This window comes from Micromonospora vinacea (genome assembly GCF_015751785.1).
In the GTDB taxonomy this organism is placed as follows: Bacteria; Actinomycetota; Actinomycetes; order Mycobacteriales; family Micromonosporaceae; genus Micromonospora; species Micromonospora vinacea.
This window is the reverse complement of the sequence record NZ_JADOTY010000001.1, coordinates 6457976-6473770: the sequence shown is the minus strand read 5'-3', so window position 1 is coordinate 6473770 and position 15795 is coordinate 6457976. Positions and strand designations below refer to the sequence as shown.

The 15795-nt window shown below is 68.9% G+C and carries 13 protein-coding genes and 1 pseudogene; 8 read left to right on the top strand and 6 right to left on the bottom strand.

From position 1 onward, the window contains the following. Window positions 1-41 precede the first annotated feature (41 nt). A complete protein-coding gene (locus IW249_RS30255) occupies window positions 42-569 on the bottom strand; it encodes a MarR family winged helix-turn-helix transcriptional regulator (RefSeq protein ID WP_196923894.1) in 528 nt (175 codons plus the stop codon). Between the two features lie 39 nt (window positions 570-608). Between IW249_RS30255 and IW249_RS30250 the strand changes: the two genes are divergently transcribed. Next, the gene (locus IW249_RS30250) at window positions 609-1235 is read left to right on the top strand and encodes a mycothiol-dependent nitroreductase Rv2466c family protein (RefSeq protein ID WP_196923893.1); all 627 of its coding nucleotides are present in this window, start codon (window positions 609-611) and stop codon (window positions 1233-1235) included. 150 nt (window positions 1236-1385) lie between these two features. Further along, window positions 1386-2261, top strand: coding sequence for an endonuclease/exonuclease/phosphatase family protein (locus tag IW249_RS30245; RefSeq protein WP_196923892.1), 876 nt, complete (start codon window positions 1386-1388; stop codon window positions 2259-2261). A 17-nt stretch (window positions 2262-2278) separates the two neighbouring features. Here the strand turns inward: IW249_RS30245 and IW249_RS30240 are convergent, their stop codons facing one another. After that, window positions 2279-2878 carry a GNAT family N-acetyltransferase gene (locus IW249_RS30240; RefSeq protein WP_196923891.1) on the bottom strand — a complete coding sequence of 200 codons (600 nt, stop codon included), beginning with the start codon at window positions 2876-2878 and terminating at the stop codon, window positions 2279-2281. Between the two features lie 255 nt (window positions 2879-3133). On the opposite strand from IW249_RS30240, the pseudogene IW249_RS34885 reads away from it, so the two are divergent. Beyond that, window positions 3134-3760: pseudogene (locus IW249_RS34885) on the top strand (ATP-grasp domain-containing protein); the annotation flags it as partial. A 9-nt stretch (window positions 3761-3769) separates the two neighbouring features. On the opposite strand, the gene IW249_RS30230 reads toward IW249_RS34885, so the two are convergent. Together IW249_RS30230 and IW249_RS30225 are read right to left on the bottom strand one after the other, a co-directional pair. Beyond that, window positions 3770-4129 carry a nucleotidyl transferase family protein gene (locus tag IW249_RS30230; protein ID WP_307788843.1) on the bottom strand — a complete coding sequence of 120 codons (360 nt, stop codon included), beginning with the start codon at window positions 4127-4129 and terminating at the stop codon, window positions 3770-3772. 104 nt (window positions 4130-4233) lie between these two features. Beyond that, window positions 4234-4767: a DUF6817 domain-containing protein gene (locus IW249_RS30225; protein ID WP_196923890.1), complete on the bottom strand. Its 534-nt coding sequence runs from the start codon at window positions 4765-4767 to the stop codon at window positions 4234-4236. A gap of 159 nt (window positions 4768-4926) precedes the next feature. Here IW249_RS30225 and ybiA point away from each other — a divergent pair, with 159 nt between their 5' ends. The 5 genes from ybiA to IW249_RS30200 all read left to right on the top strand — a co-directional run bounded on the left by ybiA (window position 4927) and on the right by IW249_RS30200 (window position 10707). Beyond that, complete coding sequence (gene ybiA, locus IW249_RS30220; protein WP_196925026.1) at window positions 4927-5511, top strand: riboflavin biosynthesis intermediates N-glycosidase; 585 nt, start codon at window positions 4927-4929, stop codon at window positions 5509-5511. After that, window positions 5508-6035 (top strand): HAD domain-containing protein, encoded by a 528-nt coding sequence (locus tag IW249_RS30215; RefSeq protein WP_307788756.1) that lies wholly within the window; start codon window positions 5508-5510, stop codon window positions 6033-6035. Before ybiA ends, IW249_RS30215 begins: the two co-directional genes overlap by 4 nt. A 263-nt stretch (window positions 6036-6298) precedes the next feature. Then, window positions 6299-7726 carry a family 43 glycosylhydrolase gene (locus tag IW249_RS30210; protein ID WP_196923889.1) on the top strand — a complete coding sequence of 476 codons (1428 nt, stop codon included), beginning with the start codon at window positions 6299-6301 and terminating at the stop codon, window positions 7724-7726. Window positions 7727-7762: 36 nt separating this feature from the next. Then, complete coding sequence (locus IW249_RS30205; protein WP_196923888.1) at window positions 7763-9202, top strand: glycoside hydrolase family 43 protein; 1440 nt, start codon at window positions 7763-7765, stop codon at window positions 9200-9202. A 29-nt stretch (window positions 9203-9231) separates the two neighbouring features. Then, window positions 9232-10707, top strand: coding sequence for an RICIN domain-containing protein (locus tag IW249_RS30200; protein WP_307788755.1), 1476 nt, complete (start codon window positions 9232-9234; stop codon window positions 10705-10707). A 114-nt stretch (window positions 10708-10821) separates the two neighbouring features. Here IW249_RS30200 and IW249_RS30195 read toward each other — a convergent pair whose 3' ends face one another. Further along, entirely contained in the window at window positions 10822-11274 is a 453-nt protein-coding gene (locus IW249_RS30195; RefSeq protein WP_196923887.1) for a peptidoglycan-binding domain-containing protein, read from the bottom strand. Window positions 11275-11473: 199 nt separating this feature from the next. After that, a complete protein-coding gene (locus tag IW249_RS30190; protein WP_196923886.1) occupies window positions 11474-15217 on the bottom strand; it encodes an nSTAND1 domain-containing NTPase in 3744 nt (1247 codons plus the stop codon). Between the last annotated feature and the right edge of the window lie 578 nt (window positions 15218-15795).

The window sequence follows — 15795 nt, the reverse complement described above, 5'->3', positions numbered from 1 at the left end:
GGAATGGTAATCCGCAGGTCGGCCCGTCACGACCGAGGCCGTCATCCGGCCGGACCTCCGTCCCCAGGTCCGAAATCTCCGGAGTTCAGGGTCTGGTTCATCGCCGCCAGTAGGCGCTCAAGGGTTTTGCGGTCGTTGTCGGTGAGGTCACGAAGGATGGCCGCCTCGTTTGCCAGGTGTTCCTCGATGAGCCGGTCGGTCAACGCCACGCCGGCCGGAGTCAGCCCGACCACTCTGCCGCGCGCGTCGGCTGCGGAGACCGAGCGGGACACGAGGCCGCGGGCGATCAGTCGGTCGACCCGCTTGGTCACGGCGCCGGTGGTCACGAGCATCCGGTGACTCAACTGGCCCGCTGTGAGCGTGTAGGGCTTGCCCTCGCGGCGCAGTGCCGCGAGCACGTCGAAGTCGCCGTTGCCGAGGTCCGCCGCGGCGAAGGGCGGCCGCAGTGCCACATCGAGTACGGCGGCCAGCTGCTGGATGCGGCCGATGATCAGCAACGGAGTGGGGTCGAGGTCTGGTCGCTCGCGGCCCCACTGACAAACGATCTCGGTGATCCGGTCGGCCTCCACTGTTGCATCTTACCTTCCAGGGAAGATAACTTGTCTTCAATGGAAGACAAGTTGACCCCAACGTCAGCTCCGGTGGTCACGGCATACGTGGATCCGTCCTGCCCGTTCGCCTGGATCACCTCCCGCTGGCTCATGGAGGTCGCCACGATGCGGCCGCTCGCTCTGCGGTTCGAGGTGATGAGCCTCGCGGTGATCAACGAGCATCGGGACCTGGAGCCCTGGTACCGCGAATTCAATGACCGGGCGTGGGGGCCGGCCAGGGTGTGTGTGGCGGCAGCCGCGCAACACGGCTCCGCCGCACTTGCCCGGCTGTACCCGGCGCTCGGCCGCCGGATCCACGACGCCGGCGACAAGGACTTCGACACCGTCGTCCCGCTGGCACTGGTCGAGGCCGGCCTCCCCGTGGGTCTGGCCGAGGCCGCCCATCGGAGCGACGTCGACCCACAGATGCGGGCCAGCACCGCCCGCGCACAGCAGTTGGTGGGCGAGGACCTCGGTACCCCGACGGTAGTCGTCGACGACGTGGCCTTCTTCGGTCCCGTACTGACCTCTATCCCTCGTGGGGAGGAGGCCGTCCGCGTCTTCGACGGCGCCCGCCTGCTCGCCGGCTGCCGGGCCTTCGCCGAACTCAAACGCGCCCGGTCCGACGGCCTCACTTTCGCGTAGCTCCACCACGGCCACCGGCAGAGCCGGTCACCCCGCACCGGCCGACCCAGGCCCGTCGATCCTTCGTTACCGGCCGTTCGACATGGCGTTCACTCGAATCGATACGGTTCGTTGGCCGCCACCGACGGCGGTTTGTGCGAAGGGACATCGATGCGCAGGACAACGGACTGGTCGGCCCGCGCCCTGGGCGCTCTCGCGGGGGCGGTCGCGCTGGTGGCGGCCCTGCTGCCGGCGGCCCCAGCGGCCGCCGCGAGCGCCGGCTTCAAGGCGGCGACGCTCAACATCTACTACGGGCTGAGCCAGGCCGACTTCGTGCACGACCTGAACCTGATCGCGTCCAAGGCGGACCTCGTCGGTCTCAACGAGGTCGGTGCCCGCAAGGGGCTCCTGGAGGGCTGGGCGGCCGACAACGGCTGGTGGTTGTACGCACCGGGCGGGACCAACCAGGCTGGCGAAGCGTTGATCGCGAAGAAGAGCATGTTCGACGTACTCGACAAGGGCTCGATCTTCGTCTGTGACACCAACGGCCCGGGCGAGGTGCCGCCCGCGCGGTACAACAACTGGGTCAAGTACCGGCACAAGGCCAGTGGCCGCAACGTGACCCACATCAACGCCCACGCGGTGGCCAGCATCGAAACCGCCGGCCGGCCGGAGGACCTGCCGCGCACCAGGTGTGCCGAGGCGCAGTTCCAGGGCCTCAAAGAACTGGCGGTCGACAAGCAGGACGAGGGCCAGGTCATCGTGAGCGGAGACCTCAACGTCGACTTCAGCGCCGACCGGAGCTACGGGTACGCGAAGTTCCCGTGGCAGGTCTTCGAGGCCAACGAATTGCCGAATCTGCGCTCCAACTACAACCTTTACGGCGAGAAGGGCACCGGAACGCACGGCAACCGGCACATCGACTACGTCTACTTCTGGAAGCGGCTGCCCGAGTACCAACTGATGTGGATGACCGACTACGACATCGTCGGTGGCACGAGGTCCGACCACAACGGCGTCGTCTCCACCTTCTCCATCCAGAGCTGACGCCTTCGGTCCGCCGGCTACGAGCCTCGGCGCTCGGGATGTCCCCGGTGCGCCGCCCACTCGGGCGCGAGGATCGACATCACCGTGGCGTCAACCCAGCCGTCCCCATCGCGCAGGACCTGCCGCAGCACGCCCTCGGCCACGAAGCCGACCTTCTCGTACGCCCGGCGGGCCCGGGGGTTGAAGGCGAACACTTCCAGCGAGATGCGGTGCAGGCCAAGTCTCTCGAAACCGTGGCCGACGACCAGGCGTACCGCCTCGGTGCCCAGGCCGCGGTCGCGGCCGGCGGCGGTGAGCAGCGTGCGGAAGTTGCAGTTCCGGTTGACAGGGTCCCAGTCGTTGAGGACCACCTCGCCGACGCAGGCCCGGGTGGCGCGGTCCACGACCGCCAGGTCGAGTCGGTCGGTCTGGGCGTTGCGGCTGCCGTACCAGGAACGCAACCGCTCCTCGTCGGGAACGTCGGCGGCCGCGCTGCCGGTCAGCCGGGCCACCTCGGGGTCGGCCACCGCCGCTCGGAAGGTGTCCAGGTCGTCGTCGACGAAGGGCCGCAGGATCACCCGCTCACCGGTGAGGGTGGGCTTGATCGAGAAGTCGGGGGTCGCCTGGTCACTGGGCATCGACTGATCGTCGGCGCGACCCCGGCGACGTGCAACCGGTTTCCGGGGCAGGATACGAGGGTGATCCTGATCGTTCCCGCGAACCCGCTGCGTCCACGCCATCCGGACGAGCACTTCACTGCCGAGGCTGAGGCGGCCCGTGCCGCCGGATTCCAGGTGGCGGTCGTCGACCACGACGCCGTGGCACGGGGCGGTGACGTACGTCGGGCGGTGGCCTCGGTCTCGGGCACCGGTGCGGCGGTCTATCGCGGTTGGATGCTGCGCAGCGAACGGTACGCGGCGTTCGCCGAGGCTCTCGCCGAGCGTGGTGTGGTGTTGAGGACCGGTGGTGAGCAGTATCGGCGGGCACATGAGCTGCCGGGCTGGTACGCGGCGCTGGCGGCGGTCACTCCCGCGTCGGTGTGGACCTGCGGCTCGGATCGGGCAGATCTTGACCATGCGCGCGTCGCGCTCGGGACGGGACCGGCGGTACTCCGTGACTACACCAAGTCGATGAAGCACTACTGGGACGACGCGGCCTTCATCCCCGAGATCGACGACGCGGTCGCTGTCTGGAGAGTGGCGAGCCGGTTCCTGGAGTTGCGTGAGGACGACTTCGTGGGCGGGTTCGTGCTGCGCCGTTTCGAGCGGTTCACCTCCGCCGAGGTGCGCACCTGGTGGGTCAACGGCGACTGCGTCCTGATCGGCCCTCATCCGGACAGCCCGAACGACCGCCCTTCTGTGGAGGTCGACCTGGAGCCGCTCGCGCCGATGATTGCCGGGCTCGGTCTGCCCTTCGTCACAGTGGACCTCGCCCTACGCGCCGACGGCGTGTGGCGGGTCATCGAACTCGGCGACGGGCAGGTCAGCGATCGACCAACCAGCATCGAGCCCGAAGCGATGATCGCCGCCCTACTCGGCCCGCCACGCCCCCAGCGTGCGCACCGCCGTCGACGACACAGCGGCCAGTTCGGGCTGCGCTGGCAGGAACACCGTGGCTACGCCCAGCGACTGGTTCATCGCTGCGAGCTGGTACTCAGCCCGGAGGTCGGTGGTGTTACGCACCCCGCGGACGAACACTCCTACTTCCCGGAGACGACAGTAGGTAGTGGTCAACCCGCTCCAGGCCGCAACGGTGACCGAGGTCCACTCGACCGGCAGCACGGCCCGGACGGCGGCTGCCCGCTTCTCTTCGTCGCTGCCCGGATGCTTGATGCTGTTGACCGCGACGAGCACGACCACCTCGTCGAAGAGATCGCGTGCCCGGCTCACCACATTCAGATGCCCCGGAGTGAAGGGATCGAAGCTGCCGGGGTAGACGGCTCGCACCCGTACGCGGCCGGAGGTCCGTGCTGTCGGACGCGACGATTCGGGTGTCACTGCCGCAAGACCCGCTGCGCGTCGCTGATGACCTGCTCCGAGGCGATCGGGGCCCACGACGCGAACAGCTCCCGGAAGTAGGCCCCGTGCCGGTCCGCCACCGCAGGATCCTGCTCGATGACGTCCAGCTCGTTGACGATGCTCAGGTCCACGAGCGACCGAAGTTGAGTCTCACCGGGCGTCCGCACCTGACGTGCGAAGCGGTCGAACACCTCGCCGGTCCTTGTCAGCTCCTGCCAGCTGCGTCCACGGTCGCAGGCCCCGTACAGATAGACGAGCTCCTCGGCGTCGGCGCCAACGAGATCCCGCAGTACCGCACGATCGGCCCGATCAAGCAGGGTGACGTCGAACCCGTCGGTGCCGTAGACGGCGTGAGTGAGGCCCGCTGCCTGCACGTCACGGGCGCAGCCGAGCACGGCGAGTCGTTCGCTGACTCGACAGAGGTGGGCGTACAGGTTGCCTCCGGGATGGGCGATCTGCTCAGCGCCCTGCCGGCGGAGCCAGGCCCGCACGCCGTCATCCGTGCTCATGGTCCGACTGTAGGCATCGACCGTCGGATGCGATGGCCGCCGGACGTGGGCAATATGTCACAGCGCCGTGGGCATGCCTGGCATCGCGGCGGCCGCGAGCACGTCCTCGCGGTCGAAAATGCGGGGTACGCGCAACGCTGGTGCCGCACACTCGCCATCATGCTGGCATCGGCTCGTAGCGTCGGGGATCTGGCCGCTGCGCAAGCGCAGGGTCATCGGGTCAAGTTCCTGTTCTTCTGGGGGCACCAGCCCGAGCGGGACGGGGGTGTCGGCGCAGGCTGCTTGAGCCAGTGGTGGCCGGCGCCCTTCATCGCCGACAAGCTGCGGTTCGCCACTGCGGAGCACTACATGATGTGGCGCAAGGCCACCCTGTTCGGCGACCGAACGATGGCGGAACAGATCCTCGCCGCGCCGCATCCCCACGCCGCGAAGGTGCTGGGGGGACGCGTCGCGGGTTTCGATCAGCAGACGTGGAGCGAACATCGCTTCGCGATCGTGGTGGCCGGCAACCTCGCGAAATTCGATCAGCATCCCGCGCTACGGGCGTTTCTGCTGGCTACCGGGCAGCGAGTCCTGGTGGAGGCCAGCCCGGTCGACCGGATCTGGGGCATCGGCCTGAACCGCGACGATCCGGCTGCTGGGGAACCGGGCCGTTGGCGAGGGCTCAATCTGCTCGGCTTCGCGCTCATGCAGGTGCGTGAGGCGCTCAGGGAGCAGGGTCGTCAGGGGACGGTTCTGGCGTGACTCCCGGCTTCGCCGGACGTCCGGTGATCTTCCTTGATGTGGACGGACCGCTGATCCCGTTCAAGGCCCGCCCAGTTGGTCAGAGACGTCCGTCGGGCGATACCACCCGAAGGCAGACGGAAAATACCGGCAACCCCCTCCTTGACCGTCTCAACCCAGAGGACGGTCGTCGGCTGCTCGCCCTGGGGTGCCAGTTGGTCTGGGCAACGACGTGGATGGCGGAGGCGAACGAGGTCGTCTCCCCCCGGCTCGGGCTTCCGGACCTGCCGGTCGTTGATTGGCCCGACGACGACGAGGAGACGGGGCGTGGCCTGCACTGGAAGACCGCCTTCCTGACCCAGTGGGTAGCAGGTGGCCCCTTCGTGTGGCTTGACGACGAGATCACTGATGCCGACCGTCGATTCGTGATGGCTCACCACCCGGCGCGGGCGCTGCTGCATCGCGTTGACCCGTACACGGGTCTGACCGAGGCGGACTTTGCCGTCGTCCATCGATGGGTTCAGGAGGGTCACCGCACGGTCTGACCGGGGTTGTGGAGGACGGGTGACGTGATCGGGGTCGCGGGGGAGCGGCCACGGTCGATCCCTTGACACTCGTAGATGCGATCGCTAACACTTGTCCGCAACGCGAACTTAACGAACCGAACACATTGCGCCGCGGTCGCGTAACGCGTCAGAGGCGCCGCATGCGAACTTTCCACCCGACCCCAGGGTCGCCCAAGCCTGAGCCTGCTGTCTGCCTGCGCTTGTTAACGTTAACATAGATGATCTTGCGAGAGGAGCCCGAGATGGTGGTTCTGTCGGATGCATCGACCATGCGTCTACGCGCCCTCCTCGTGCTCTGCGCCGTGGCCGCCGCAACTGTCGTGGTTGTGGTGGCCGACGGGCCGGCGCATGCCGCCACGCTGCCGACCGGCGCCGTCTCGCTGGAGGCGGTCAACCAGGCCGGACGGTACGTACGCCACATCGACTATCTCGGTCAGCTCGACCCGGTCACCTCCAGCAGCGCCAACCAGACCAAGCTGGATGCCACCTTCACCGTGGTCAACGGTCTGGCGTCGCCGACCTGCTACTCGTTCCAGACCAGGGCCGGCATGTTCCTGCGGCACCGCGACTACCGGCTCCGGGTCGACCCGAACACCGGCGACGCCGCTTTCCGGGCCGACGCCACCTTCTGTGCCGTGGACGGTTCGGTCAGCGGATCGGTGGCGCTCGCCTCGTACAACTACCCGAACCGGCGGATCCGGCACCGCGACTTCGCACTCTGGCTCGACGCCTACCAGGACACGGCCGCGTTCCGAGCGGACAGCTCCTTCCGCCTCGTCGCGCCCTGGGCGCCCAAAACCACCAGAGGGCCGGTGATCCCGGGCCTCTTCGCCGACCCGCACGTCGCCGTCCTCAACGGCCGCTACTACCTGTACCCGACCACCGACGGCTACGCGAGCTGGTCCGGCACCTACTACAAGGCGTTCTCCTCCACCGACCTGGTCAACTGGACCGACCACGGCGTGATCCTCGACCACGGTCCGGACGTGTCCTGGGCGGACAACTCGGCCTGGGCGCCTGCGGCGGCCAGCGCCAACGGCCGCTACTACCTGTACTTCAGCGGCGGCGCGGCCAGCGGCAACACGGCCAAACACCTCGGCGTGGCGGTGGCCGACAGCCCCACCGGGCCGTTCCGCGATGCGCTGGGCCGACCACTCATCCGCAGCGACCAGTTCTCTGGCGGGCAGACGATCGACCCGATGGTGTTCACCGACGACGACGGGCAGTCCTACCTGTACTGGGGGCAGGGCGTCGCGCGGGCGGTGCGGTTGAACTCCGACATGGTCTCCTTCGACACGGCACAGGCGCGCGTCATCACGCCGTCGGGCTACAACGAGGCGCCATTCGTGTTCAAGCGCAACGGTCTCTACTACTTCATGTGGTCGGAGAACGACACGCGCAGCGAGGACTACCGCGTCGCCTACGCCACCGGCTCCTCACCTCTCGGGCCGTGGACCAGGCGCGGCGTCGTGCTGCAGAAGAGGCTCGACGTCGGCATCAAGGGCACTGGCCACCACTCCGTGGTCCGGGCACCCGGCAGCGACACCTGGTACATCGCCTACCACCGGTTCGCGGTGCCGGCCGGCAACGGCACCAACCGTGAGACCGCCATCGACCGGATGGAGTTCAACACCGACGGCACCATCCGCCCCGTCGTACCGACCCTCTAGCTGACCCGTACGCCCCTGCGCGAAGGAGAGAGACACATGTCGAGAGTCCTCGCCCGGCTCGGTGCGGTTGCGGTCGCCGCGTGCCTGCTGTTCACCACCTGGTCGGCGGCGACACCGAAGGAGGCGGCCGCGCTCGACCCGACCGTCGGCTACCTGATGGCGCACTTCACCGGCGAGTCCTCGACCGACCAGCAGATCTATCTCGCCCACAGCACCGACGGCCTGCGCTGGACCGACCTCAACAATGGTGGGCTCGTGCTGCGCTCCACCGTCGGCACCCGTGGCGTCCGTGACCCCGCCCTGGTCCGCTCACCGGCCGGCGACCGGTACTGGATCATCGCCACGGACCTCTGCATCGGCTGCGGTCAGGACTGGTCGACCGCGATCAACAACGGCAGCCGCAACCTCGTCGTGTGGGAGTCCACCGACCTGGTCAACTGGTCGGCGCCCTGGCTGCTGAACGTCGCCGGCGCGATCCCGGACGGACGCAACGCCTGGGCTCCGGAGGCGATCTGGAACCCGGCCACCGGCGACTACGTCCTCTACTGGGCGACCAACGTCCCGCTCAACGGGGCGACGAAGCACCGCATCTACTACGCGCGCACGGCGAACTTCCGCAGCGTCACCACCCCGCAGGTCTTCGTCAACCGGCCGGGAAACCAGGAGATCATCGACACCCAGATCGTCGAGGTGCCGGCCGGCGTCGGCGCCTACCGCTACGTCCGGGCCTCCCGGGACGGCCAGATCGCCATCGAGGGCAGCAACTCCATCCTCGGCACCTGGACCAGCCTCGGGAACCTCTCCGGCATCGGGCTGACCGGCTCCCAGGTCGAAGGCCCGATGTGGATGAAGATGAACACCCGCAACGAGTGGGTCCTCTACCTCGACCAGTACTCCAGCGGGCGCGGCTACCTGCCGGTCCTGACCACCGACCCGTCGAGCCCGGGCAGCTACCGACTCCCGGCGTCCGGCTCGTACGCGATGGGTGGCACCAAGAAGCGGCACGGCTCGATCCTCAACCTGACCGCTGCCGAACAGAACCGGGTGCTCGCCCGCTGGCCCGCCACCGCGGTCAACCGGATCCAGTCGTACAACTTCCAGGACCGGTACGTGCGGCACTACGACTACGACGTCCGCATCGACCCGAACGTCAGCCCCGCCCAGGACGGCCAGTGGCGGCTGGTGCCCGGCCTGGTCGGCTCCGGCACGGTTTCCATCCAGTCGGTCAATTACCCGGGCCACTACCTGCGCCACTACGGATACGACTTCCGGCTGGAAGCCAACGACGGCACCGCCACCTTCGCCGCCGACGCCACCTTCCGGCAGGTCGCCGGCCTCGCCAACTCCTCGTGGACGTCGTTCCAGTCCTACAGCCACCCGGACCGATATCTCCGGCACTACGCCTACCTGCTCCGCCTCGACCCGGTGTCCGACGCGCAGAGCCGTGCCGACGCCACCTTCCGCGTGACCAGCTGAACCTGGTCCCTGTCCAAGGAGTTCCGACTGTGGCACTACATCGACGGGTGCTCTCCGCCCTGGTGGCCGCGTTGACGGCGATGGTTGGCATCGTCGTCGTCGCGTCGTCGCCGGCCACCGCCGCCACCAACCAGTTCCGCGGCATGAACTGGGCAATGCTGGGTGACAACTTCAAGACCAGCCCGCTCGTCGTGCAGGGCCTGAGCATGTCCGACAGCAACGCAACCGTGCGGGCCAAGGCCAATGCCCTGTACGACGACATGGCGTCCACAATGGGGGTCAACACCATCCGACTGCCCATCAACACCCACACGGTGGGGACGGCCTGGTGGGAGGCGTACCGCGGCGCCATCGACGCGGCCACCGCCCGCGGCTTCAAGGTCATCCTCGCCTACTGGGAGGACGGCGCCGCCTCCGGTGGCAGGATCACGAACCTCGCCGCGTGGAACGCGATGTGGTCCACGGTGACCAACACGTACGGCTCGAACACGAACGTGTACTTCGAGCCGATGAACGAGCCGCACGGCTACAGTTCGGCGGAGTGGCGCACCGTCGCGGCGAACTGGCTCAGCTACCACTACTCGGCGGTGCCCGGCCGGGTGCTGATCGGCGGCACCGGCTTCAGCCAGGACCTGCGCGACATCTGCAACGACAGCCGGTTCAACGCGACGCTGCTGTCCTTCCACTACTACGCCTTCTTCTACGGCGCGATGACCTACGACGCCTTCCGCAGCCACATCCAGGCCCGCCTCGGCAACTGCGCCTCCCGCGCGGTCGCCACCGAGTTCGGCGCGCCCATGAACGACGGCCGCAACTACGCCGACGCGGGCAGCACCGACAACTTCGTGCGCTACATCCGCGCCATGGCCCAGGTCATGCGCGACAACCAGATGGGTGGCACCTACTGGCCCGCCCTCGGAGGCAAGACCGGCAGCATCGGCTACGACTGGTACTCGATGTTCGCCCTCAGCGGCAGCGGTACCGACCTCAACCTGACCGTCCGCAACACCTCCGGCGCGGACCGGATCCGGTACGCGTGGGGCGACGCCATCGGCGGCGACCCGACGACGCCTCCGCCGTCGACGGGAACGTACTACCGGATCAACGTGCGGCACAGCGGCAAGGCCATGGACGTCCAGCAGCCGAACACGGACAACGGTGCGCGCGTGGGTCAGTACACGTACGGCGGTGGTGCGTGGCAGCAGTGGCAGTTCCAGGACGCCGGCAGCGGCTACTGGCGCATCATCAGCCGGCACAGCGGAAAGTGCCTCGACGTGGTGAGCGCGTCGACCGCCGACGGCGCGGAGCTCGTCCAGTACACCTGCGGCACCGGAGCCAACCAGCAGTTCCAGATGGTCGCCAACGGCGGCTACTTCCAGCTCCGGGCACGACACAGCAACAAATGCGTCGACGTGCCGGCAGCGGCGACCGCGGACGGCGTTGTCCTCAAGCAGTACTCGTGCAACTCCGGCACCAACCAGCAGTGGTCCCGCACGGCCGTCTGACTGTCGTTCCGACCTGACGACCGGTTCTCCAAGACGATCGGCGCGTGGTGATCGGCGAGCCGGCGGTGACAGCGTTCGCGCCTGTCACCGCCGGCGTGGCCTATCCAGCGGCAGTTACGGCAGCGGGCGGCCGAGGCGGGCACAGGTAGGGGTTCCGTAGGTTCCGCCCGTGTGGGCGGGGAACTTCAGGGACGCCCGTGACTGCGGCCCGAACTGGCCGTCCGCGCTGATGCCCGCCTTGCTCTGGGCGAACTTCAGCGCGTTGAAGGTCAGTTGGCCGAACACCCCGTCATCGCTGAGCAGCGCCTTGCCGGCGGGTGCGAGGTAGCAGTCGTTCAGGGCCCACTGAAGGGCCACAGTGCCCGGCCCGGCGTCGCCCCAGACCAGCGAGCACGGCAGGACGCCGTACCTGCCGATCGGTGCGGCGACCTGATAACCCGCCTGGTTGCTGACGACGGTGTAGGACTCGCATTCCGGCTGGCTGCGAGCGTGGGCGGGGCTGGCGGCGACGAGCGTGCCCGCGAGCACGGTCATGAGCAATGCGAGCAGTGCTGCCAAACGTTTCATCGAGTTCTCCTTCATCGCAGTGTCGTCCGGTGCCCGGGGCCCCCGTCGGGCTGCTCCCCGGGCAGTCGGACTCCTCGGCGGACACCCGCCGCACGGCTCGTGTCCTGGAGTCAGGCTGGTCCGGGGCGAGGTTGTCCGACAGGGCGGCGGCGCCGGACAAACAACGTCGGACAATCCGTCGGACGTCTGCGCAGCTCAGTCAGCGGCTTGGCGGCGCACCGCAGGAGGGGTCGTACGGCTCTGAGGGGATGTGCGTCGCCCACTCCTGCCGGGTCAGCTCGCGGCCGACGGCGGCGCAGATCTGGGCCCTGGCGGCGCGGAGATCGAACGACCAGCTGACGATTCGGCCGTCCTCGGCGCCGGAGATGAGAGTTCCGGCGGCAGTGAAGGCGAGCCCGCGAACTCTCGCGCCATGGCCGCTGAGGGTCGCGACGCGTTGCTGGGTGACGGTGTCCCAGACGACGACGGTGCGGTCGTCGCCAGCGGACGCGATCCTGCGGCCGTCACGGCTGAAGGCAAGGACCTGGACGGGCGCGGTGTGGCCGTGCAGAACGGCGAGTTCGCTGCCGGTCGCGGCGTCCCAGAGCTTGACGGTACGGCTGTCGCCGGCGGTCGCGAGCAGAGCTCCGTCCGGGCTGACCGCGATGTCCTGCACTGTGCCCTGCTGACTCTTCACTCGGCTGAGGAGTTTGCCGGTGGCGACGTCCCACGTGTTGACGAAGCCGCCCACGCTCGCGCCCAGGAGGCGGCGGCCGTCCGGGCTGAAGGCCAGCGACGTGACGATCTGCGCCGGGAACCTGGCCGTGATGTCGGTCGGGTCGTTGATGTCGCCGACATCCCAGATGAAGGGGCCGAGCGTGGCGGCTGCGACGAGACGGCCACCAGGATCGAAGGCGACGTCCGTGGACGCACCGATTCCCTTGGACACGATCGGTCGGGTGGCGTGTCGTCGACGGTGGAGATCCCAGATCGTGATGATGTTGTTCCGGGTCACGGCGGCGAGCCGTAGCCCGTCGGGGCTGAACGCCACGGCCTGCACCTCGTCTGCGTGCCCGGCGAGGGCTGCCACCTGTCTACCGTCGGTGTCCCAGATGCGGACGGTGCCGTCGCTGCCCGCCGAGGCGACACGGCTGCCGTCCGGGCTGATCTTCAGGTCCTTGACCTGGGCCGCGAAACCACTGAACGGGGCGTCCTCCAGACTGTGGAGCACGATGGTTCCGTTGAAGCCGGCGGAGGCGAGCATCGCCCCGTCCCGGCTCAGGGCGACGGACACCGTCTCGGTGCGGCCCCGGTCCTGAAAGGTCTGCAGGGACTCGCGGCGTCGCACGTCCCAGATGGTGATCGCGCCGTTCTCGTCGGCCACGGCGAGCATGCTGTCGGTGGGCGCGGAGATCGTCCACGCGTAGCGGCCGGCCAGCGGTAGCGGCGGAAGGCGGACGGGCTGGCCGCCCGCAAGATCCCACAGGTACACCCCGCGGTCGTCGGCGGAACCCGCGAGGACATACCCCGAGGGACCAAAGGCGACCGAGAAGACATGCTCGGCGGGCAGTCTGGCGAACACCGTGCCGGTCGCCACACGCCAAGCGGCCGGGTGCTCCACCCCGTCGCTGGAGACAAGGATCGCGCCGTCGTGGCTGAACGTGAGAGATCGGACCGGACTCCGGTGCTCGCGGAGCAGGGTGCGAGTTGTGGTCCGCAGATCGTAGAGGGCGATGTCGCCGGCACGGCCGGCAGTCGCGTCAGGGCCGCCGGTGAGGCCGACGGCGAGCTTGGTCCCGTCGGGGCTGAAGGCCATGCCCGACCCGAGGTTGTTCTCCGTCAACCGGGTCTTCTGTTGGCGCGTCGCTACGTCCCAGATGATGATGGACCTGTCGATCCCGACGGAGGCGAGCAGCCTTCCATGGTCGGCGAAGGCCAGGTCGGCGGTCCGACCGGTGTGACCGGAGAGGGTGGCGAGCCGCGTGCCGAGGGTGGGGTCCCACAATCCGATGGTGCCGTCGCCGGCCGCGGAGGCCAACAGGGAATGGTCCGGGTTGAACGCGACCGTGTAGATGGACGGCCCGCCGACGTTGAGCTCGGTGCGGCGAGGCGCGGCGGCTGCGCTGAGCACGCTGCCCTGGGTCTCGGTGTTCGAGTTGAGGTTGTCCGCCTCGACGGCCAGCAGGCCGGCCAGGTCGGGATCGGTGGCGAGCAGGGATCGGGCTTGCAGCGACAGTTCACCGGAGAGCGTGGCCACCTGCTGTCGGCGGGTGTCCTGGCGTTGTCGTACCGCGACGCCGCCACCCAACAGGGCGAGGACGAGCAGCGTGGATATGCCCGCGACGAAGCGCTTGAACAGGCGGGCCTGACGCCGGGCGGCGTTCTGCTCGGATTCGGCGAGAGCGGAGCTGGCGTGCAGGAAAGAGCTTTCGAGTTCGTTGAGCTCCTCCGGATGGTCCTCGGCCAGGGCCTGCGCGCCCAGGAGTTGGGTTCCCCGGTACAGGGCTCCGGCATCCCGGTGGAGCGTCGACCAGGTGTGCGCGGCTTCGGTGAGTCGCCGGTGGATCAGCAGGTTCGCGCGACCATCGGTCAGCCATCGGTGTAGCCGCGGCCAGGCCCGGATGAGTGCCTCATGGGCCACCTCGACAGTGCCGTCGCCCATGACCACCAGACGGGAGTCGGCCAGCTGGTCCAGAACTCGGGCGGTGACAGCCTCGTCGGCGATACCGTCGAGTTCGGTACGCATGATGCGCCGCCGGGTGTCCTCGGTGCCGTCGCCCAATGCGGTGAGCCGCAGGAAGACCCGGCGAGCGGCTTGTTGGTCGGCTGACCCGAAGTCGCCATAGGCCCGCTCGGCGGTCTGGGCGATCGCCCCGCGTACACCGCCGCTCGCCTGATAGGCCGTCAGGGTGAGGGTCTCCCCGGTGCGTCGCTGCCACGTCTCGAGGAGCGCGTGCGAGACGAGCGGCAACGCGCCCGGCTCGTCGGCGGCATCGGTGAGCACCGTGCTGACCAGGTCGGCGTCGACGCCCATGCCGACCTGGGCGGCGGGCCGGATGATGATGTCCCGCAGGTCGGTGGAGCTCACCGGCCGCACCAGGAGGTAAGCCTCGTCGTCCAGCGCGGCGGCGAGGTTCGGATACTGCAGGAGGTGGGCGAGGAAGTCGGCCCGTACCCCGAGCACCACTGTGGTGCGGCGGTCGGGCCCCTGCGCGGCGTCCAGCAGCGCCTCGATGAACCGGCGGCGTTCCGCCTTGTCGGGGCAGAGTGTGAACACCTCCTCGAACTGGTCCACCACCAGCAGCGCGCGGGTCTGCGGCGGGCCGCCCGCCAGTGCGCTCCGCACCGCGATGTCGAGCGTGGCCGCATCCGCCGCCAGGTTCTTCCGGATCTCTGGCGCATCCTGGCCGGTCAACTTCGCGACCTCGGCGGCCAACGCCTCCAGCGGGCGTTCGGTCGGCGTCAACAACATCGTCTGCCACCGCTGCGCGAGCCCACGGTCGGCGGTGATGGCTCCCAGCAGACCGGCCCGCAGCAACGAGGACTTGCCGCTTCCGGAAGCCCCGACGACAGCGGTCAGGCACCGCCGATCGGCCCGTGCCAGCAGCCGTTCAACCAGCTCCGTACGGCCGAAGAACAGCTCCGCCTGCTCGGGCTGGAATGCCGTCAGCCCCTGGTACGGGCAGGACTGCGCGGTGGTGTCGGTGGCGCGGGAGGCAACCGCTGCTTCGGCGATGGCCGACCACCGTGCCCGCCACTCGGCCGGGTCCCCGCCGCAGGCCTGGACATACCCGAGCGTTACCTCCAGCGACGGCAGCCGATCACCCTTCGCCGCGTCCGCCAACGTGCTTGCCGAGTAGTGCGCGCGCCGAGCCAGGAGCCGATAGCTCGGGTTGCCCGCGTGCTCTCGCAACTGTCGTAGCTGCCACGCCAACCGTTGCACCGGGCCTGCCGTGGGGTCCACCGGCTTCTCCGGACGGCCCAATACCCACCTCCGCATACTGGGCCGTAACTCTCGTCGCGCGACCATGGCGAGCTTCGGCACGGGCGCCCATCGGATCGGGCGAGAAGAAGTATCCAGTTGCGGCGATGCGTCGCGGCCCGGGGGTTCGGTAGGCGCCGGCAGGCAGCAGGTAAGGGCTGTCCCATCGGAGCGGGGGAACACTCGCCTGGGCCTGGCGTTGCGCTACCGTCAAGGCGCGCACCCCGGCGTCGACCAGTCCGCGTCCGGCGGCCGTCGATGGCCGGTAGGACCCACCAGATCCAAGGAGAACCCGATGCCGGAGCCTGAGCCCGCCCAAGACGCCCCCGCGGTGGATGCCGACACCTCGACAGCGGCCGAGACCGAGACCGACGCGCCTGCCGTTCCCGCGAATCGGGCCGCCCGACGGGCGAAGGGCAAGGTGGCCTCGCCTCAACCGCATGGAAAGGGTCAGCACCTCGGCGGCCGGGGCTCGGTCCAGAGCCCTCGCCAGTGGGGTAACCGCCGAAGCGGTTGATTCAACCCGGCCGGCCCGGAACCCCCGCGCCGGTCCAGCGTCG